Below are 18,591 nucleotides of genomic sequence, written 5' to 3' on the forward strand. Positions count from 1 at the left end.
GGGGCGCCGGTCCTCCCTTCCGCGCCCCTCTCTCAGAAGGGCGTGGCCAGTCCGAAGCGCCGCGCCAGCGCGGCGAAGGCCGCCTCGGTCGCCGGGTCGAGCGGCACGCCCTCGGTGGCCCGGCGGCGCGCCTCGGCCCATTCGCGATCCCCCGGCGCCAGGACGCGCGCGCCCTCGCGGGTGGGCGAGGCGCGCAGCGCGGCCAGATAGTGGCGCATCCCGGCCTCGAACTCGTCGCGCGGGATCACGGCTTCGGGCCGGATCGCCAGCACGAAGGCTCCCATCCGCCGCGGCGTCGAAAGATCCGGGCCGGCCATCGGCAGGATGTCGAAACTCGCCCGCATCCCGGTGAGGACGGCGCTCAGGATCTCGACCAGCCCCGCGAGCCCCGCCCCCTTGAAGGCGAAGGCATGCCCCAGCGGCGCGAGCATCTCCACCGCGGCGGCCTCGGTCGTGTCGATCCCCGCCGCGTCCGAGGCGACGCCCTCGGGCATCGGCCGGCCCAGGCTGCGGTTCAGCTGCACGCGGTTGTAGGGCACGGCCGAAGTGGCCATGTCGAACAGCCAGGGATCCTCGCCGCCCGAGGGGGCGGCCGCGGCGATCGGGTTGGTGCCGTGAAAGCGGCTGGCCCCGTCATGCAGGCGCACGAAGGCGTCCGAGTTGCAGACCGCGAGCCCGATCTGCCCGCGATGCGCGGCGGCCAGCGCATAGGCCCCCGCCGGCCCGAAGTGAGAGCTGTCGCGGATCGCCACAGCCCCGATCCCGTGCCGCGAGGCCAGGTCGGTCGCGTGATCCATCGCCCGGTAAGCGGCCAGCGCACCGTGGGCATGGTCGGCCTCCAGCACCGCCAGTGCCCCGAACCCCTCGCGAAAGCGCAGGGTCGGCCGACCGTTGACCCGACCGCCCTCGATCACCCGCACATAGTGGTCAAGGAGCCGCACCCCGTGGCTGTCCACCCCCAGGCGGCTGCCATGCAGCATCGCGCGGCTGGCGGCGGTGGCGGTGGGCTCGTCCGCCCCCGCCGCGGCCAGCGCCCCCTGGCAGAAGGCCTCGAGCCGGTCCAGCGCGACCAGGGCCGTCACAGCGTCTGCCCTCCGTCCACCACCAGAAGCTGGCCGGTCATGAAGCCGCTCTCGTCGCTGCCGAGGTAGATCGCGGCGGCCGCCATCTCCTCGACGGTGCCCAGCCGACCCATCGGCTGGCGCGCGACGAACAGGCGACGCGTCTCCTCGGGATCGTCGGTGGCCTCGATCCGCTCCTGCAGCGAGGGAGATTGCGTCGTGCCGGGACAGAGCGCGTTGCAGCGGATGCCCCGGCCGATGAAGTCGCGCGCCACGGCCTTGGTCAACCCGATCAGCGCCGCCTTCGACGTGCCATAGGCCGCGCGCAGCGGCACGCCGGTGATCGAGCTGGCCACCGACGCGATGTTGACGATGCTGCCCGAGCCGCGCTCCAGCATCCCCGGCAGCAGGCCGCGGATCGTGTGGTAGCAGGAATGGACATTCTGGTCGAAGCTGCGCCGCCAGTCCTCGGGCGGGCAGTCGAGCAGCGTGCCCGTATGAACGAAGGCCGCGCAGTTCACGAGGATATCGACCGGGCCCGCCTCGCCCGTCACCCGCGCCACCGCCTCGGCATCGACGAGGTCCAGTTCCACCGGGCGGATCGCGGGTGCAAGGCTCGGCAGATCGACCATCTTGGCCAGCGTCCGGCTGGCCGCGATCACCTCGGCCCCCTCGCGCGCATAGGCCAGCGCGATCTCGCGGCCCATCCCCTGCCCTGCGCCGGCCACAAAGGCGCGCTTGCCCGCAAGCCGCCCGCTCATGCCGCGCCTCTCCGCAGGACTGCCAGCGGCGCGGCGGAGGTGCGCGGCCAGCGTGAGGCCGCGGCGGGCGTCTTTTCGACATGGGCAGGGATCAGGGTCATGCGGATCTCCGGTCAGGGACGGAAGAGGTCGGGATGGCGGCCGAAAATCTCTTCGCGAAAATCTTCCAGGGTCTTGAGGTGGGTGATGAGCCGCCGTCGCGCCTCGTCGGCGCGTCCAGCCGATACGGCGGCCAGAAGCGCCTCGTGGTCGGCGATCATGCGCTTTTCGTGATGGGCTTCGCGCAGCTCCAGCAGCCGCAGACGGTTGAGCTGGTTGCGCATCTGCGAGACGCAGGCGAGCAGGAGGTCGTTGCCCAGCACCCCGAGGATCTCGGTGTGGAAGGCCACATCCAGTTCGGTGAAGCGCAGGTAGTCGCCTCGGGCGACCGCCTCGCGCTGCGCCTCGATCAGATCCTGCGCGCGGCGCTCGCGTTGAAGATGGGCGGCGTCCGCCGCGTCCCAGATGCGGGCGGCGTCGAAGAATGCTGCCGCTTCAAGGCATTCTCGGACGTATTGAGCGTGGATGATGGTCGAGCGCGACAGGAACGAGACCCGCGCCCCTCGTTGCGGCAGCACATCCAGAAGCCCCTCGTGCGAGAGGCGCATGAAGGCCTGATGCACCGGCGTCCGGCTGACGCCGAATTCCGCGGCCACCGCATTCTCGAAAATCATGAGGCCGGGCGGATAGTTGAGGCTGACGATGCGACTGCGGATCTCATCGGAGATGCCTACGTCAAGCCGACCGGCCGAGACCGGGCGCAGGTTGCCCCCCGCAGCCCCGAACGTGCCCGCCTTGCGCTCCTCCCGCGTCACAGCCGCCCCTCCCAAAGCCCCTGTTCGGAGAAACGCTAGTATGCTTGCATGCAAGTATGCAAGTCCGTTTTTCTCGGCCCGAGAGAATGCGGGGAGCCGCCGCCCTGCGGATGGGTCCGCCAGCCCCGCCGGTTCCCATGCCCACACCGCAAATGCCGCTCGGTCTGTGGGCCAGGGGACGAATGCGCCGCCTTCAGCGACGCGGGCGGCCTTTCCAGTCCGAGGACGATTTGGCAACCTGCGCCACGGGCCAGGGGAGAGTCGCCGCTCCACGCGGCCACCAATCATGAGGATTGCCGAGATGTTGATGACCGATCCGGCCGAGGCACCGGGCAAAGCGGGCCTTGCCGTTCAGGCGCGCGGGCTCGTCTGCCGGTTCGGCACGATGACCGCGGTGGCGGGGATCGACCTCGACGTTCCCCGCGGCACGATCTTCGCCATCCTGGGGCCGAACGGCGCGGGCAAGACCTCGCTGCTGCGGATGCTGTCCACGCTGCATGTCCCCGACGCGGGCCGGGCAACGATCATGGGGCACGATCTTGGGCGCGAACCGCAGGCTGTTCGGGCCTCGATCGCCATGACAGGGCAGTTCGCCTCGCTCGACGAGGATCTCACCGGACGCGAGAACCTGCTGATGCTGGCCCGGCTCTGGGGGTTCGGGTTGCGCGCCTCGCGCCAGCGGGCGGACGAGTTGCTGGCCGCCTTCGATCTGGCCGACGCCGGGCGCAAGCAGGTCAAGGACTATTCCGGCGGCATGCGCCGGCGGCTCGACATCGCCGCCTCGCTGATCGTGACGCCGGGGGTGCTGTTCCTCGACGAGCCCACGACGGGGCTCGATCCTTCGGCGCGGCAGGGCATCTGGCGGCTGATACGGCAGCTCGCCGCCTCGGGCGTCACCATCCTGCTGACGACGCAATATCTGGAGGAGGCCGACCAGCTGGCCGACCGGATCATGGTGATCGACCATGGACGCAAGATCGCCGAGGGCACCAGCCGCGAGCTGAAGGCCGCGACCGGGTCCGGCGTTCTGCATGTGACGCTGGCCGATCCTGCGGGGCTCGATGCGGCCGAGCGGCTCCTGTCGGAGCGCCTGGGAGGCGTGGTGCAGCGCAATCCCGAGGGCGCCACGCTCTCGGTCAAGGTGAGCAGCGCCGCCGCCGCCCACGCAGCCATGGCCGAGCTGATCGCCGCGGGCCTCGAACCCAGCGATTTCTCGATGGGCCAGCCCAGCCTTGACGAGGTCTTCTTCGCGCTCACCTCGGCACCCGCCAGGGGCGCGCCACCGGCAGGAACGACACGATGAGCGACTTGCGGTTCCTTCGGCACGCGGAGCGCCCCACGCGCCCGTCCCGCCTCTCGAACGCGCTGGTCTTCGGATGGCGGGCGGTGCTGAAGTTCCGCCACCTGCCCGAGCAGCTGTTCGATCTCGTCATGACGCCGATCATGTTCACGCTGCTCTTTACCTTCGTGTTCGGCGGCGCCCTTGCGGGATCCCCGCGCGAGTACCTGCAGTTCTTCCTTCCAGGTATCCTGGTGCAGACCGTCGTCTTCAACTCGGTCTATTCGGGCATGGGGCTTTCGACCGATTTCCAGAAGGGCCTGTTCGATCGGTTCCGCACGCTGCCGATCTGGTCCCTCGCGCCCTTTGCGGGCCTGATGGTCGGCGACATCCTGCGCCATCTGATCGCGGGCGTGATCATCCTGGCCATCGGCCTCGCGCTTGGCTACCGGCCCGAGGCCGGGGTGGCGGGCGTTCTGGCGGCGTTTCTCATGCTGATCAGCATCGGCTTTGGCATGGGCTGGATCTTTCTGGTGCTCGGGATGCTCGTCCGCACGCCGATGACCGTGATGACGCTGGGCTTCACCATCCTGTTTCCAGTCACCTTCGCCTCCAACATCATGGTCGATCCGGCGACGATGCCCGGCTGGCTGCGCGGCTTCGTCGAGGTGAACCCCGTGTCCCTCATGGCGACGGCCTTGCGCGGGCTGATGGCGGGCACGGCCGACGCGACGCAGATCCTCGTGGCCCTCATCGCCCCGGCGGTGCTGACGCTGCTTCTCGCGCCGCTGACGGTCTGGCTCTACCGGCGCCGGTAGTGCGCTCCGCAGGGCCGATCGCGGCCTTCGGAGTCAGAGGCGGGCGCTGACGTGTGCGCGTTTCGCCCCTCGCGACGGGACTGGGTGGCTCTGTCAGCCGCCCATTGCCTCATTGTCGTCCAGTGGCACGCCGAGCGGAGCGATGCGATAGGTCACGTCCTTGCGCAGGACGCTGCCCTCGGCCTGCATGCGCGAGAAGGCCGGGATGGGGATCAGCCGCAACCCGCCCGACTCCATCGGCAGGCCCGATCCCAGCAGCCGGTAGATCCCGAGGTCGATCAGGTCGAGCCGGAGCGAATCCTGTCCCGGCAGGAACAGCACGAGCTTCAGCTCGCGCGGCCCTGCGGGTTCGATGGTGATCAGCATCCGGTCCGCAGGGGGCGTGTCGGGTGCCTCGCCCGACAGGCCGACGAGCGCCCGGTAGCGGGCCAGTCCCTCGCGGAGGTAGGAGACGAGGGCGGTCGCGACGACACGCGCGTCCGGCACTTCCTCATCGGTCAGCCAGTGGTCGGGCGGCGGCGGCACCATCGGATGCGGGGCACCGCCCGCATGAGGCGGCCGCCCCGGCGCGCCCCGGCCGTGCGGCGACGCCGCCTCGGGGCGGGCCCCCGGGTTGCCCCCGGACTGCGGCCCATCGGCCGCCAGCGGCGGTGTCTGCATCGGCAGACCGGACATGCCTTCACTCGGCATAACTGCACCTCGTCACTTGGCGGGAGGCCCGTCCTTCCGGCGGAAGGCCTGATCCAAACTATATCGCGTGGCAGATGACGTGGGCAGGTGGTCCTGACAAGTTGAGCGGACATTTCGCCGCGGGCGCTGTGCCGATTTGGCCTTCTGACGCCTGCCAAAAGGGCATTTGCACAGCACCACGGCACGGCCTGTCAGCGGCTATGGACGAGTCGCCTTGGCGGGGCTTCGGGGCGGCAGATGCCGGGGCTGTCCAGCAGGCTGCCCAAAAGGAAGGGCCGTCCGCTGTCAACGCGGACGGCCCCGTAGATGCGGCACGTTCAGATGGGCCGACTATTGGCCCTGACGGTGGAAGGCGCGGTCCAGCTCATCGTCCGTGCCGTCGAGGCTGAAACTGAAGCCCCCCGAGGCCACCTTGCGCTGGGGCGGCGCGGCCGCGGCTTCCACCCGTCCGCCCTGCACGACCCGCAGCTGCGGCGCCGGCGCGCTGGCCAGCGCCTGCTCGTTCAGCGTGAAGAAACGCACCGTCTCCTCGAGCCGCGCGGCCTGGCCCGACAGTTCGGAAGCACCACCCGCAAGCTGTTGCGAGGCTGCGCTGTTCTGCTGGGTCACCTTGTCGAGCTGCTGGATCGCCGTCGCGACCTGCTGGGCCCCGGCCGCCAGTTCACGCGAGGCCACCGAGATGTCGGTCACGAGGCGCGAGGTATGTTCGATGTCGGGCACAAGCTGGTTCAGCATCTCGCCCGCGCCCGTGGCGGCGCGGACGGTGCCCGTCGAAAGCGACGAGATCTCGGCCGCGGCGGTCTGGCTGCGCTCGGCGAGCTTGCGCACTTCGGAGGCCACGACGGCGAACCCGCGGCCATGCTCGCCCGCCCGCGCGGCCTCGACCGCGGCGTTCAGCGCCAGCAGGTCCGTCTGGCGGGCGATTTCCTGAACCACGAGGATCTTGTCGGCGATGGAGCGCATGGCGGCCACGGCCTCGGTCACGGCCTGACCCGAGGCGCGCGCATCCTCGGCGGCCTTGGTCGCCATCCGCTCGGTCTGCATCGCATTGTCGGCGGCCTGCTTGATGTTCGCCGCCATCTGCTCGACCGATGCCGAGGCTTCCTCGGTGGCCGACGCCTGCTCGCTCGCCCCCTGGCTGAGCTGCTCGGAGGTGGAGGCCATCTCGCCGCTGCCGGACGAGACCTGCTGCGCCACGGTCGTCACGCCGCCCACCACCTCGCGCAGCTTTTCGACCATGAGATTGTTCGAGCGGAGGAGTTCGGCAATCTCGTCCCGACCGCGGGCATCGGCCATCTCGGTCAGGTCACCCTCGGCCACGCGCCGCGACAGATCGAGAGCCTTGCGCAGACCGCGGCTGATCGAGACCGTGATCCAGACGGCCGCGGCGGTGCCGACCACACCGGCCAGAGCGAACATGCCGATCAGCATCTGGCGCGCCTCGCGCGTGTGGCGGTCCGCCTCCAGACGCAGCGCCGCGAGTTCCGCCTGCGCATTCTCGACAAGCTGGGCGATCAGCCCTTCCCGCTTGGACTGCATCGCCAGATAGTCGGGTGCGAGCAGAAGCCTGCTGGCATTGGCCAGATCGTTCCGGCTCGAGAACTCGACCGCTTCGTTGTTCACCTTCGAGATCACCTCGCGGAGCGAGCTGTATTCATCGAGCAGCGCGCGCTGAGCGGGCGCGAGAGCCGCCGCCTCGAGCGCCGCCATCGCTTCCTTCTGCTCGGCGCGCGCGACCGCCATCTCCTCTTCGCGGGCCTTCTTGGTGGCCGCGTCCTGGCTGATGAGATGTTCGCGGATCGCCGCCTTCAGCCGCAGCTGCGCGGCATTGAGGGCATCGGCCTGGATCGCCGCGTGAACGGCGCCGTCGAGCATGGCGTCGAGCTGCGCATCGAGCGAGTTGAAGCCGCGCACGGCGAGCACACCAGCTGCTCCCGCCAGCACAAAAACCGAAAGGAACGCTGCGGCGAGCTTGATCTTTATGGTCATTGTTGGCCCCGGAATGACATCGAACTGCAAACTTCTTCGACCTATGCGGGCCGCAGTCGTGCAGGTCGAGCGATCCACCCGTATGACGCGCGGGATCAGGTGAGGGGACGCGAGTCCTCTGGACAGGTTGCCGCACCCTTCCGGGGCGGCATCTATCCGAACGAGAGAATTGACGGGCTGCCGGTGAGAGGGCGCTTGCTCCGGTCATGCCGGCTCAGGCGCAGGGGCCGGAGACCTGCACCTGCGTCCGGCGGCCTTCGGCCGTTCGAGTTGACTTGCCCGGCCGACCGCTACATCCCTTGCGCGGGCCGCCCTGCCGGCCACAAGCCGGAGCGACAACATGACAGACCGACCACCGACCGAACCGAGGCTCACGTCGCTGGCCCACGGAGGCGGGTGCGGCTGCAAGATCGCGCCCGGCATCCTTTCGGACCTGCTGCGCGCGGCGCCAGCCCTGCCGGTCCCCGAGGATCTGCTGGTGGGCACCGCCACCTCAGACGATGCCGCGGTCTGGCGCCTGAACGACGAGCAGGCGCTGGTGGCCACGACCGACTTCTTCATGCCGATCGTGGATGACCCGTTCGACTTCGGCCGGATCGCCGCCACCAACGCGATCAGCGACGTCTATGCGATGGGCGGGCGACCCATCATGGCCCTGGCGCTGGTGGGAATGCCGATCAACGTCCTGTCGAGGGAGACCATCGGGCGCATCCTCGAAGGCGGCGCCACGGCCTGCGCAGCGGCGGGCATCCCGGTGGCGGGCGGGCACACGATCGACTCGGTCGAGCCGATCTACGGCTTGGTGGCACTCGGCCTCGTGCATCCCGACCGGGTGCGGAGCAACGCCGGTGCGCGGCCGGGCGACCGGCTCATTCTGGGCAAGCCGATCGGCACCGGCATCCTCTCGGCGGCCCTGAAGAAGGGCGAACTCGACGCGGCGGGCTATGCCGAAATGATCGCCACCACCACCCGCCTCAACACGCCGGGCCCGGATCTGGCAGCGCTGGCGGGGGTTCACGCGCTGACCGATGTCACGGGCTTCGGGCTTGGCGGTCACGCCATCGAGATGGCCCGCGGGGCCGGGTGCGAGTTGCGGATAGACTGGAACCGCGTGCCCGTCATGCCGCCGGTGCGCGGGCTTGTCGGGCGCGGCTTCGTCACCGGAGCGTCGGGCCGCAACTGGGACAGCTACGGCGCGGGCGTGGCCCTCCCCGAGGATTTTCCGCCCGGAGAACGCGCCCTGCTGACCGATCCGCAGACGAGCGGCGGCCTGCTCGTCTCCTGCGCCGAGGACGCGGTGGCGGAGGTGCTGGCCATCTTCGCCCGGCACGGGTTCGAGGCGGCGACCGAGATCGGCAGCGTGGCCGAGGGTCCGGCGCGGGTCGTGCTGCGCTGACCTCCGGTGACCAGCCCCTCAGGCCACCTCGAAGGTGGCGTAGGGGTTGAGGCAGGCCGAGGGTCCGATGAAGATCACCTCCTCCTCCGGCGCGGTGCGCAGGACAATGTTCGTCATCTGCACCGCATCGCCCAGGATGTGACGCTCGAACCGCTCCAGCCGTTCGGCGCGTTCCTCCGGCAGGAACTCCATCGCCTGCCCGTCGAGGCCGGTTTGATAGGCGGTGGCGTAGGCCGCGGCGAGCTTCCACGGCGGCTCGATCCAGGGGCGCCTTGCGATGCTGGCGGCGGTCAGCGCCTCGATCTCGGTCTCGTCCATCCGCAGCGGCCCGAAATGGCGCTCGAGGACCGAGCGCACCAGATCCTCGGGCCGGCGGGTCATCGCATATCCCCCCGCCGCCGCGAAGGCGGCCGTGGCGGCGGCAAGCTGGAGGGCGCGGCGGCGGCTGAGTGTCATCGGCGTTCTCCGTCAGATCAGCAGGTCGGCCGCGCGCAGCGAAAGCGCCGCGGCGGTCAGCGAGGGATTGGCGGCCGAGCAGGTGGGGAAGGTGCTCGTCCCCACCACGACGAGATTGCGCAGCCGGTGATGCACGAGCCCAGCGTCGACGACCGAGGTGGACGGATCGTGGCCCATCCGCAGCGTGCCCTGCAGATGCGACTCCGTCTCGCGGATGCCGTGGTCGAGGATCCGCTCGACCGGCAGCGGGGCCAACAGGTCCGGCAGAGCGGCCTTGGCCCGCTCCATCCCGCGCAGCGCATAGTCCGACGGCCCGTGATACTCGACGAAGGCCCCGCCCTCACCGTCGAGCGTAACGCGGTTCCTGTCTTCCGGCAGATCCTCGGTCACGATCACCAACGGCAGCGTCTGGCGCATCCGCTCGGCGCCAAGGCGCATTCCGTGCGACCAGCGGTTCTCGAAATAGACCAGCGCGGCGCCATCGGTCTTGCGGTGCGGCCCGTCATAGAGGCCGAAGTCGAGGCCGGTCGTGATGGTGCTGCCGCCGAAATTCTCCACCCCGTCGAGCCAGGCCTCCATCGACCAGCCGTAGGATTCATGCAGCCCCACACCCGTCAGCCCGCCCCCCAGATCGGACCGGAGAAGGATCGCGGGGCTGTGGATCGCATTGGCGCCAAGGACGAAGAGATCCCCCGTCACGCGGTGCTCGCGCCCGTCCGAGCCCCGGAACACGGCGGCCGAGATGGACGAGCCCGCCGCCTCGAACCGGCGCACCTCGGCCTCAAGACAGAGCGTGACGCCCTCGGCCTCATAGAGCGGCACGAGCGAGTTGTTGGCGGTGAACTTGGCGTCGGCGGGGCAGATCTGGCAACGCAGCGACGCGCAGCAGGCGGCCCGCGTCTCGGTGGCGATCCGGGCCCGCGCCGTCGGCATGACGAAATGGCTGTCGGGGCGGGCCGCCTTCATCAGCCGGTCGGGATCGGGCATCCGATGGGGCGGCTGCGGGAAGGGACGCGAGCGCGGCATGACGCGCGCCATGTCGGGATCGCCGGAGACCGCCATGATCTCTTCCGCGTCGCACCAGTAGGTCTCGAGATCGTCGTAGGTGATCGGCCAGTCCGGCGCCACGCCATGATCGGTTCCCAGCCGGAAATCGGCCGGATGAAGCCGGGGCGTCTGGGCAAACCAGCAGTTCGTGCCGCCCCCGAACCCGACGGTGAAGTTCCAGGGCTTGCCGGAGTTGGTGGCATAGGTGTCGCTGTCGGCAACCGACGAGTTCCGGCCCTCGTCAAGCTGCCAGTCATGCGTCGCGTGACCGCCCCATTCAAGAACGAGCACCCGCCGGCCGGGCTGCCGCATCAGCCTGTGCAGGAAAAAGGAAGAGCCGAAGCCCGAGCCCACGATCACCACGTCGAAATGCTCGCCGGCGACGCTTTCGGGCGGAGCCAGGTTCATAAGATTCATCTCCAGATAATTGCTTGCCACTTTGAGGCGAGTTGCAGGGACCTGTCCACCTGAGGCGCCGTTCATCGGCAAAGCTCTGCCGGGTCAGTTTGCAACCGCAGCGAGATCGTGCTTATGCAGCGAAAATTGCCTCATGCTTGGGCAACTGCAGGAACCGGCACGACGCGGGTTGGCTGCGGTTGCAGACGTGGGAACCTTGCCCCTCCTCTGGGGCTTCATTGGAAAGCCGCGGACGGCAACCCGGTTCCCTCGCGGGGCCTGCCGCGGGACCGAGGGAGTGATTCTCGATGCGATCCAGTCTGACTGACTCCGCCGGACGGATGTCCCGGTGAGCGGGCAGTATCAGTTCGACCCGCCGCAGGGCTCGTTGCGCGCCTCGGTGGGGCGCGGCGCCGCGGCGATCGCCGCGTCGCAGGCCGTGATGGTTGCCACGCAGATGGGCTCTGTCATCATCCTGTCGCGGCTGCTCGCACCCGAGGAGTTCGGCCTCGTTGCCATGTGCGCGCCCGTTCTGGCGCTGATCGGGATGCTGCAGGACTTCGGGCTGGTGCAGGCGACGGTGCAGAAACCGAACCTGCGCCATGACGAGGTGAACTTCCTGTTCTGGGTCAATGTCGCGCTGTCCGTGGCGCTGGCGCTGCTGCTTCTGCTGATCTCGCCCCTTGTCGCGCTCTTCTACCAGGAGCCGCGGATCGGCCCGCTCATCGCCGCCATGGCGGTCATCGTGGCGGCCAACGGGCTTGGCGCCCAGCATGCGGCGCTTCTGAACCGTCGCATGGAATACGGGCGGATCGCGATCATCGGCGTCGTGGGCGCCGTGGCGGGGCTGGCCACCGCCACCGTCTGGGCCCTCGTGCAGCCGACCTACTGGGCCCTGTTCGGCGGCCAGCTGGCCGGCACGCTGCTGCCCGCGGGCCTCATGTGGATCGCCTCGCGCTGGCGTCCGGGAATGCCGCGGGGCGCCGAGGGCGGGCGGGCGCTGATCGGCTTTGGCGCGGGCATCACCGGCTTCAACTTCGCGAACTTCTTCGCGCGCAACCTCGACAATGTGCTGATCGGACGTGTCTGGGGCGGCGCGCAGCTGGGCCTCTACGACCGCGCCTACAAGCTCTTGCTGATGCCGCTCAACCAGGTGGCCAATCCGCTCTCGAAGGTGATGATCCCGGCCCTGTCGCGGATGCTCGACGAGCCGGGCCGCTACCGGAGCGCCTACCTCCGCGTGCTGACCCTGTCGCTGCTTCTGGTGCTGCCCGGCGTGGCCGCAGCCACGGCGCTGGCCGGGCTGCTGATCCCCTTCGCGCTTGGCGAGCAATGGGCCGGCAGCGCGCCGATCTTCATGGCCCTTGGCTTCGCGGGGCTTCTGCAGCCGCTGAACAATCCCGCGGGCTGGCTGTTCATCAGCCAGGGTCGCTCGACCGAGTTCATGTACTGGGGCTTTGCCACGGCGGCCTTCGCCGTCGTGGCCTTCGTGCTGGGCCTGCCTTACGGCGCGCTTGGGGTGGCTGTCGCCTATGCGATCAGCGAATATCTCAAGACCCCGGTTCTGTGGCTCTATATCGGCCGCCGTGGCGCGGTCCGGGCCGGCGACGTGGCCCGGACCTGCGCACCGCTGGTCGTGGCGGCCCACGCGGCGCTCGGCCTTGTCTGGCTGGCGCGGCCGTGGCTGTCGGAGGGCCGGGTGGAGGCCCTCCTACAGGGGGCGGCCCTCGCCTACATCGCCACCATCCTGTTGATTGCGCCGTTTCCGACGGGCCGCGAGGTCCTGCGCGAAGCCTGGCTGCTGATCCGCGGCGGCCTGATACGGCTCCGCGGCCTGACCATCCGCCGGGCGACATCCGGCTGACGAGGACTGACCATGCACTATCGCTCCATCACCGATCTCGCCGACATGCTGCAGCACAATCTGCACCGGCTTCCCCGCGACACGGATCTTGTCGTAGGCCTTCCCGAAGGCGGAATGCTGGCGGCCAACATCCTGTGCCTGCTTGCCAACGTGCCGATGGCCGATCTCGAGAGCTTTCTGGCGGGGCGCAGCTTCTCGGTGGGGCGCACCAAGCTGGATCCGGCGACAGGTGCGCCGGCACCGCAGCGGGTGGTGGCCATCGCCGTCACCGAGGAGGGCGTCGCCCATGCCCGCGCGCGCCTTGAGGCGGCGGGTCTCGACGTGACGCTGGTCGCAGCCTATGGCCCCGCCCCCGACCTGCCCGAGGCCGATCTCGTGCTCGAGACGCTGCCCGAGCCGCGCATCTTCCAGTGGAGCTTCATGCAGCATCCGGTGCTGGAACAGGCCTGCGTGGATATCGACGGTGTGCTCTGCCTCGATCCGACGCAGGCCGAGAACGACGACGGCGCGGCCTACCTGCAGTTTCTTGCAAGTGCCCGGCCGCTTTATCGGCCGACGCGGCGGATCGGAACGCTGGTCACCAGCCGCCTCGAGAAATACCGGAGCGGGACCGAGGCGTGGCTGGCCGCGCGCGGCATCTCCTACGGGCGGCTTGTCATGCTCGACCTGCCGAGCCAGGCCGAGCGCATCCGGCTCGGCGCCCACGGCAGCTTCAAGGCCGAGGTCTATCGGCAGAGCGAAGCCCCGCTCTTCATCGAGAGCGAGAACCGTCAGGCCCGACGGATCGCCGAACTCTCGGGCAAGCCGGTCCTCTGCCTCGAAAGTCACCGGCTGCTGACCGCCGGGATGCTGTCGGCCGAGCAGACCGCGGCTCAACCCGGTCAACCGGCCCTTCGGATGGCCAAGGCGATCGCGCGGGGCCTTCTCGGGCCCTCAAGAGTCGCCTCGCTGAAGCGCAAGTTCGCGCGTTGAGCAAAAAAGTGCCGCCCTGCAACGAAACGCCATGGAACCTCATCCGTCCTGTTTGGCTTCATTGCATCTTTGTGAGAATACGCATCCCAACGGTGGACTGCGCGGAAAAGTAACCTAGAGTTGAATCAGTCATCAGGAGTCCGGGTGCAAATCCCGGATGGCGAGCCCGGCCGCTGACCTGCCGGGGTAACGATGGCGGCGCCGGAGGCTGTCCTTTCTACCGGACCTTCGGATCGGACGCACAGGAAGCTACGGGAAAACAGGACGTTGTCACAAAACTTTCGTCAAACGGCCAAAGGTCGTGCGGGCGGAGCATCGCCCGCGGCCGGCCCCAACGATGGCGATGGAACCGCGTCGCCTGCCCTGATGCGCGTTCTTCGGGAAACCGGCATCGACCCACGGTTGCAGGACGGGTTCCCGGCCAGCTTCTCACGCCGGCAAAATCTGCGCGCCGCCGCGGCCGAGCGGCCGCTGCGCATTCTCTTCACGCTCGGCGACCCCTACCTGCCCCAGCGCAGCGGCGGCGCCCAGTCCAGCACGGACCAGCTTGCGATGGCGCTGCAGGCCGAGGGGCATGAGGTGGCGGTGCTCGCGGGCCTTGAAGGTGGCGGCTGGACCGAGCTGCGCTCGCGCGTGCAGCGGCGCCTTCTGCGGCGCGACTACGCCGAGGACCGGATGGGGGGCTATCGCGTCTTCCGCACCTGGAACCCGATCGATGCCTCGGAAGTGGTGCAGCTGTTCCAGCCCGACGTCGCGGTCGTCCAGAACGACAACACCCGGAGAACCGTTCCTCTGGCCCGCTCGTTCGAGGCGGCGGGCGTGCCCGTGGTCTTCTACTTCCGCAACGTCGAGCTTCACGACCTCGGAGGCAACCCTGCCAGCCTGCGCGACGCGCGCTTCATCGCCAACTCGGCGTTCACCGCCCGGACCTACGCCAAGGCCTTCGGCATCCGCTCGACGGTGATCCCGCCGCTGGTCGAGCCCGGCCTCTACCGCACCGAGACGACGCGCGAGAACGTGACCTTCATCAACCCTGTTCCGGTGAAGGGGCTCGAAACAGCGCTGCAGGTGGCCGAGCTTTGCCCCGACATCCCCTTCGTCTTCGTCGAGAGCTGGCCGCTCAGCCCCGAGCTGCGGCAGGACATCGAAACCCGGATGGCGGCCCTGCCGAACGTCACGCTGCGCAATCGGACCACCGACATGAAGTCGGTCTATGGAAAGGCCAGGATCCTGCTCGCGCCGAGCGTCTGGCAGGAGGCCTGGGGGCGCGTGGCCACCGAGGCGCAGTTCTGCGGCATCCCGGTGATCGGCTCGAACCAGGGCGGGCTTCCCGAAGCCATCGGGTCGGGCGGGGTCGTGCTTCCCGTCGATGCGCCGGCCGAACGGTGGGCGGCCGAGGTGCGCAAGCTCTGGGACGATCCAGAGGCCTATCGGGCTCAGGCGACGGCGGCCTCGGCCCATGCCGACAGGCCCGAGATTTCGGGAACGCACCAGTTGCGCACGCTCTTGTCCGTGCTGCGGGGTGCGGCCGAGGATGTGGCCGTGCGCGCCGGTGCGGCCGCGGCGCGCGCCATGGCGGTCGCCCTGCCCCTGGTGTGATGCGCCGGCGCTGGCGGCGGGATCAGCCCGCCGCCCTCAGGCCACACGCAACCTGTCGCTGAGCCTGGAGAAGCGCTCGGCCCCCAGCATCGTCCAAGCCGCCTGCCGCACGAGATGGCGCGCCGCCGTGCGGCTGCGCACACGCGGGATCTGCGCGGCGACATGCGCGAGCGCCGGTTGAAACAGGCGCTGCTCGGGCAGACACAGCACCGGGCGGCCCGCGAGCCGCATGATCTGCTCGGCCTGCCGCGGCTCGCTCTCGATGAAGAGCAGCGCGTCGCTCTCGCGGTAGACGCGGGCCTTGAAGCTGCCGTGCGCGCCGAGCCGCATCCGCTCTTCGCGGCTGGGCAGATCCAGCATCTCCAGCCGGTCGAAGGCGATGCCCTGCGCCGCCAGCCATGCCTCGGTCTGCGGGCGGTACTTCTCGAGCCGGCTCGTCACCAGCATCCCGATCCGCTGCCTTGTCCGGCACAGCGGACGGGCGTTCAGCAGGAAGTCGAGGTAGGCCGGCCCGTCGTCGTTCTCGGCTTCGGTCGGGTCATGGCAGAGGATGCCGTCGATATCGACGCAGCAGCGGGCCAGGAACTTGTGATGCATCGCGTTCCACTGGAACATCCGCGGCTGCGGCACCGTCTCGAAGATCAGGTCGGCCTCGGCATGGCGGGGACGGAGCCCATAGACGGCCGCGTAGAGAACGCCCTCTCCCCGCCCGGCGGCTGACACGCGATCGCGGGCCTCCTGCATGGCGATGCCCGAGCTGAGGCTGTCCTCGAGCACGAGGATCCGCCGCTCGGCCCCCACGGCGGGCGTGCGTCTCTCGAGGAAGTCGTCGAGCGCCACCACCGGCAGGCCGAGGGCCGATCCCAGCATCTGGGCAGCGAGAAGCCCGCTCCGCGGCACGCCCACCACGAGGTCGAGATCCCGCGGCAGCCGGTGCAGGTTCCGCAGGACGGTGCGGTTCATGTCGGCGATCGAGCGGTAGTTCATGCGGCGTCTCCAGATCGGGGCAACAGGCCAGAGATGGCCTCGCAGCGGCGGCTGTCCAGTCTTGCCCGACGGGCGTGCGCCAATTCCGGCGCAGGGGCCCATCGGCTCCTGTCAGGCGGCCGTCAGCGGTTCGGCCTCGGCCGAACCCGGCATTCGGACGGGAAAGGACAGCTCGCACCGGCTGCCGCCTCCCGATCGTGCGCCGACGACAAGCTGTCCGCCGATCTGTTCGGCGAACTGGCGCGCGATGGACAGCCCGAGGCTGGTGCTCGCGCGGTTCGAGAAGCCCTCGGGCAGCCCGGCCCCATCATCCTCGATGACGAGAAGCGCGCCGCCATGCGCCACGGACAGACGGATCAGGATCGTGCCCGACGCGCCACCGGCAAAGCCGTGTTCGCAGGCGTTCATCAGCAGCTCGCTCGTGACAAGGCCGAGCGGCATGGCCTGATCGGGTTCGGAGCGGAACGGTTCCAGCTCGAACCGGCAGGCGATGCGCGTGCCGGCGTCCATCGCCTCGATCGTGTCGGCCGCGAGCCCGCGGATATAGTCGCCGAGATCGACGGACTGGCGGGCGGGATCATGCAGCCGCCGCTGAAGGCGCGCCACCACCTCGAGGCGCGCCCGCGCATCGGCCAGCGCCGCCCGTGCCCTTGGGTCGACCAGCCGCCGCTCCTGCAGGCGCAGGAGGGCGCCCAGCGTCGAGATGTTGTTGGAGACGCGGTGCTGAAGCTCGTGGAACATGAGCGAGCGCGCATGGGCCAGGGCCGAACTGCGGGCCTCGGCCTTCGCCGTTCGATGCAGCGCCTCGGTCATCAGATGGATGAGCAGGATGTCGGTGATGGCGATGAAGACGAAGAAGAGCAGCGCCAGGAGCGCCGATGGCGAGAGGGCGAGGCTGCCCGTCGGCAGGATGAACCAGTACCAGGAGATCAGGCCCGTAACCACGGCCACCCCTGCCCCCGCGACGGCGCCGGCAAAGAAGGCCGTCAGGATGATCGCGGGGAAGAAGGTCACGAACGGGAAGCCCGTCGGCAGCACGTCGTGCACCGCAAACCGCAGCGCAGTCGAGATCCCGATGGCGCCCAGGGCGAACCAGACCCGATAGGTCAGGCTGCGTCGGGTGGCCCACCGCAACACGAACCGGTTCAGCCGATCCGGGAGTCTCGTCGTCAGAAGTCCCAAGATCCGACCCTTCGCTCGATGCGGCGAAGCTACAGGATGCGGGCGGCAATGCAACGGGGGCTACAGCGGTTTCTCCCGTGCCACGGTCACATGGCAGCGAGCCGCTCAGGCTTCCGGGAGCCCGTCCGCCGCGATCCGGCGCAGGGCCGTCTGGGCGAGGGCCATGTTCGTCCTGTCCTGCCGCAGCAGCAGGAACGCAAGGCCCGAAGACGCGGGCCGGATGACCAGCAGCAGATGCGGCCCGAGCCGCAGCGTCGTCTCCTCGACCGCCGCGCCGGCCGCCGCCTCGAGCGCGCCCTGCCCGTCGATGTAGCTGCGGATCGCCGGCGCAAGCTGCGCGGCACGGTGCCGCTCGGGCCCGAAGGCGAGACAGCCGCCATCGGGCCCCGTCAGGCCACCACAGACCAGCCCGGCGAGCGACGCGGCCACCTGCTCGATCTCCTGCCGCCGGGCAGCGACGGCGCGGCTCGCCCGATGGGTGTCGTGCGGCGGATCGGCGGGAAGCGAGGGCGTTTCCGGCGCCATGCGCCGTCGGCGCTCGGCCACCAGATCGGCGAGGATCTGCCCGCCCGAGGTCGCCCACGCATGATCGTCGGCCGCCGCGGCGCGGATCGTCTCGCGCCCGGCCTGGACGAAGGCCACCGCGGCGAAATGCGGGCCGGCCTCGCGCTGGACCCGCTCTTCGATGCGATCCCAGTCGGAGGCGCAGCGCAGCTTGTCGGCGCGCGAGAGGACGATCACCGCGCGCTCCCGCATGGGCGGGAGCTGCGACAGGATCGCCTTCTCGGACAGACGCCAGGCCTGCGAGGCGATCGAGACCCAGAGGAGAAGATCCGCCCCCGCCATCAGGGCCCGTGCCTCGTCGCCCACCTGTCCGTCGCACGGGAACGGCAGTTCGACCAGTTCCACACCCTCGATATGGGGTGCCTTCACCAGCACCTCGCAGAGACCGGCGCCGCCGAAGTCGGTCGTCTCGTCCAGCACCGCCGCCTGCTCGGTTCCTCCGCTGCCGTGATGAAGGAGGACCGCCCCCGCCCCTTCCCACGCATGGCGGACAAGGAACGCGGGACGCGACGCCTGCCGCGAGAGCATCGGCAACACGGGCTGACGCAGGATCGCGTTGATGACGCTGGATTTGCCCGACCGGAACTCGCCCGCCACCACCACGCGCAGTCTCGGTCGGGCACCGGAGCGAGCGGGCGCGGGGTCGAGGTCCGGCAGGGGCTGGCCCAGGAACATC

Annotated in this window: 16 protein-coding genes and 1 other annotated feature; of the genes, 6 read left to right on the plus strand and 10 right to left on the minus strand. The window is 69.6% G+C overall.

The features are described 5' to 3' along the window. Nucleotides 1-32 precede the first annotated feature (32 nt). From LV780_RS15220 to LV780_RS15230, 3 genes are all read right to left on the minus strand, one after another. Nucleotides 33-1,082, minus strand: a complete 1,050-nt coding sequence (locus tag LV780_RS15220) for an Ldh family oxidoreductase (RefSeq protein ID WP_108220661.1) — start codon at nt 1,080-1,082, stop codon at nt 33-35. Further along, nucleotides 1,079-1,822, minus strand: coding sequence for an SDR family oxidoreductase (locus LV780_RS15225; RefSeq protein ID WP_011910199.1), 744 nt, complete (start codon nt 1,820-1,822; stop codon nt 1,079-1,081). The genes LV780_RS15220 and LV780_RS15225 overlap by 4 nt, the downstream gene beginning before the upstream one ends. Nucleotides 1,823-1,935: 113 nt before the next feature. Beyond that, nucleotides 1,936-2,676, minus strand: a complete 741-nt coding sequence (locus LV780_RS15230; protein ID WP_233864116.1) for a GntR family transcriptional regulator — start codon at nt 2,674-2,676, stop codon at nt 1,936-1,938. A 307-nt stretch (nt 2,677-2,983) separates the two neighbouring features. On the opposite strand from LV780_RS15230, the gene LV780_RS15235 reads away from it, so the two are divergent. Continuing rightward, nucleotides 2,984-3,979: an ATP-binding cassette domain-containing protein gene (locus LV780_RS15235; RefSeq protein ID WP_108220730.1), complete on the plus strand. Its 996-nt coding sequence runs from the start codon at nt 2,984-2,986 to the stop codon at nt 3,977-3,979. Further along, nucleotides 3,976-4,773, plus strand: a complete 798-nt coding sequence (locus LV780_RS15240; protein ID WP_011910196.1) for an ABC transporter permease — start codon at nt 3,976-3,978, stop codon at nt 4,771-4,773. Before LV780_RS15235 ends, LV780_RS15240 begins: the two co-directional genes overlap by 4 nt. Before the next feature lie 93 nt (nt 4,774-4,866). Here LV780_RS15240 and LV780_RS15245 read toward each other — a convergent pair whose 3' ends face one another. Continuing rightward, nucleotides 4,867-5,448, minus strand: a complete 582-nt coding sequence (locus LV780_RS15245; protein WP_233864117.1) for a hypothetical protein — start codon at nt 5,446-5,448, stop codon at nt 4,867-4,869. Nucleotides 5,449-5,793: 345 nt separating this feature from the next. Further along, nucleotides 5,794-7,452, minus strand: coding sequence for a methyl-accepting chemotaxis protein (locus tag LV780_RS15250; RefSeq protein WP_108220664.1), 1,659 nt, complete (start codon nt 7,450-7,452; stop codon nt 5,794-5,796). 340 nt (nt 7,453-7,792) lie between these two features. On the opposite strand from LV780_RS15250, the gene selD reads away from it, so the two are divergent. After that, entirely contained in the window at nt 7,793-8,848 is a 1,056-nt protein-coding gene (gene selD, locus LV780_RS15255; protein ID WP_108220665.1) for a selenide, water dikinase SelD, read from the plus strand. 18 nt (nt 8,849-8,866) lie between these two features. Here selD and LV780_RS15260 read toward each other — a convergent pair whose 3' ends face one another. Then, nucleotides 8,867-9,304, minus strand: a complete 438-nt coding sequence (locus LV780_RS15260) for a hypothetical protein (RefSeq protein WP_108220666.1) — start codon at nt 9,302-9,304, stop codon at nt 8,867-8,869. Between the two features lie 12 nt (nt 9,305-9,316). Beyond that, nucleotides 9,317-10,759 (minus strand): GMC oxidoreductase, encoded by a 1,443-nt coding sequence (locus LV780_RS15265; protein ID WP_181969645.1) that lies wholly within the window; start codon nt 10,757-10,759, stop codon nt 9,317-9,319. Nucleotides 10,760-11,096: 337 nt separating this feature from the next. On the opposite strand from LV780_RS15265, the gene LV780_RS15270 reads away from it, so the two are divergent. From LV780_RS15270 to LV780_RS15280, 3 genes are all read left to right on the plus strand, one after another. Further along, nucleotides 11,097-12,611 (plus strand): lipopolysaccharide biosynthesis protein, encoded by a 1,515-nt coding sequence (locus tag LV780_RS15270; RefSeq protein ID WP_108220667.1) that lies wholly within the window; start codon nt 11,097-11,099, stop codon nt 12,609-12,611. Nucleotides 12,612-12,623: 12 nt separating this feature from the next. Then, complete coding sequence (locus LV780_RS15275) at nt 12,624-13,583, plus strand: phosphoribosyltransferase (RefSeq protein WP_108220668.1); 960 nt, start codon at nt 12,624-12,626, stop codon at nt 13,581-13,583. Between the two features lie 133 nt (nt 13,584-13,716). Continuing rightward, nucleotides 13,717-13,774, plus strand: a sequence feature (sul1 is cis-regulatory element that is thought to sense ions involved in sulfur or methionine metabolism; They are found in Alphaproteobacteria). Nucleotides 13,775-13,949: 175 nt separating this feature from the next. Beyond that, nucleotides 13,950-15,182: a glycosyltransferase family 4 protein gene (locus tag LV780_RS15280; RefSeq protein WP_233864118.1), complete on the plus strand. Its 1,233-nt coding sequence runs from the start codon at nt 13,950-13,952 to the stop codon at nt 15,180-15,182. A gap of 36 nt (nt 15,183-15,218) precedes the next feature. On the opposite strand, the gene LV780_RS15285 is transcribed toward LV780_RS15280, so the two are convergent. The 3 genes from LV780_RS15285 to LV780_RS15295 all read right to left on the minus strand — a co-directional run bounded on the left by LV780_RS15285 (nt 15,219) and on the right by LV780_RS15295 (nt 18,590). Next, nucleotides 15,219-16,169: a phosphoribosyltransferase gene (locus LV780_RS15285; RefSeq protein ID WP_108220669.1), complete on the minus strand. Its 951-nt coding sequence runs from the start codon at nt 16,167-16,169 to the stop codon at nt 15,219-15,221. 111 nt (nt 16,170-16,280) lie between these two features. Next, the gene (locus LV780_RS15290; protein WP_108220670.1) at nt 16,281-17,351 is read right to left on the minus strand and encodes a sensor histidine kinase; all 1,071 of its coding nucleotides are present in this window, start codon (nt 17,349-17,351) and stop codon (nt 16,281-16,283) included. Nucleotides 17,352-17,456: 105 nt separating this feature from the next. Continuing rightward, a complete protein-coding gene (locus LV780_RS15295) occupies nt 17,457-18,590 on the minus strand; it encodes a dynamin family protein (RefSeq protein WP_108220671.1) in 1,134 nt (377 codons plus the stop codon). Between the last annotated feature and the right edge of the window lies 1 nt (nt 18,591).

This window comes from Cereibacter azotoformans (assembly GCF_021391315.1).
Taxonomy (GTDB): Bacteria; Pseudomonadota; Alphaproteobacteria; order Rhodobacterales; family Rhodobacteraceae; genus Cereibacter_A; species Cereibacter_A azotoformans.

Bases quoted from the DNA above. Each gene is read 5' to 3' on its own strand.
- LV780_RS15225 (WP_011910199.1), bottom strand. From the start codon at position 1,822: ATGAGCGGGCGGCTTGCGGGCAAGCGCGCCTTTGTGGCCGGCGCAGGG.
- LV780_RS15235 (WP_108220730.1), top strand. From the start codon at position 2,984: ATGACCGATCCGGCCGAGGCACCGGGCAAAGCGGGCCTTGCCGTTCAG.
- LV780_RS15240 (WP_011910196.1), top strand. From the start codon at position 3,976: ATGAGCGACTTGCGGTTCCTTCGGCACGCGGAGCGCCCCACGCGCCCG.
- LV780_RS15245 (WP_233864117.1), bottom strand. From the start codon at position 5,448: ATGTCCGGTCTGCCGATGCAGACACCGCCGCTGGCGGCCGATGGGCCG.
- LV780_RS15250 (WP_108220664.1), bottom strand. From the start codon at position 7,452: ATGACCATAAAGATCAAGCTCGCCGCAGCGTTCCTTTCGGTTTTTGTG.
- selD (WP_108220665.1), top strand. From the start codon at position 7,793: ATGACAGACCGACCACCGACCGAACCGAGGCTCACGTCGCTGGCCCAC.
- LV780_RS15260 (WP_108220666.1), bottom strand. From the start codon at position 9,304: ATGACACTCAGCCGCCGCCGCGCCCTCCAGCTTGCCGCCGCCACGGCC.
- LV780_RS15265 (WP_181969645.1), bottom strand. From the start codon at position 10,759: ATGAACCTGGCTCCGCCCGAAAGCGTCGCCGGCGAGCATTTCGACGTG.
- LV780_RS15275 (WP_108220668.1), top strand. From the start codon at position 12,624: ATGCACTATCGCTCCATCACCGATCTCGCCGACATGCTGCAGCACAAT.
- LV780_RS15280 (WP_233864118.1), top strand. From the start codon at position 13,950: ATGCGCGTTCTTCGGGAAACCGGCATCGACCCACGGTTGCAGGACGGG.
- LV780_RS15285 (WP_108220669.1), bottom strand. From the start codon at position 16,169: ATGAACTACCGCTCGATCGCCGACATGAACCGCACCGTCCTGCGGAAC.
- LV780_RS15295 (WP_108220671.1), bottom strand. From the start codon at position 18,590: ATGTTCCTGGGCCAGCCCCTGCCGGACCTCGACCCCGCGCCCGCTCGC.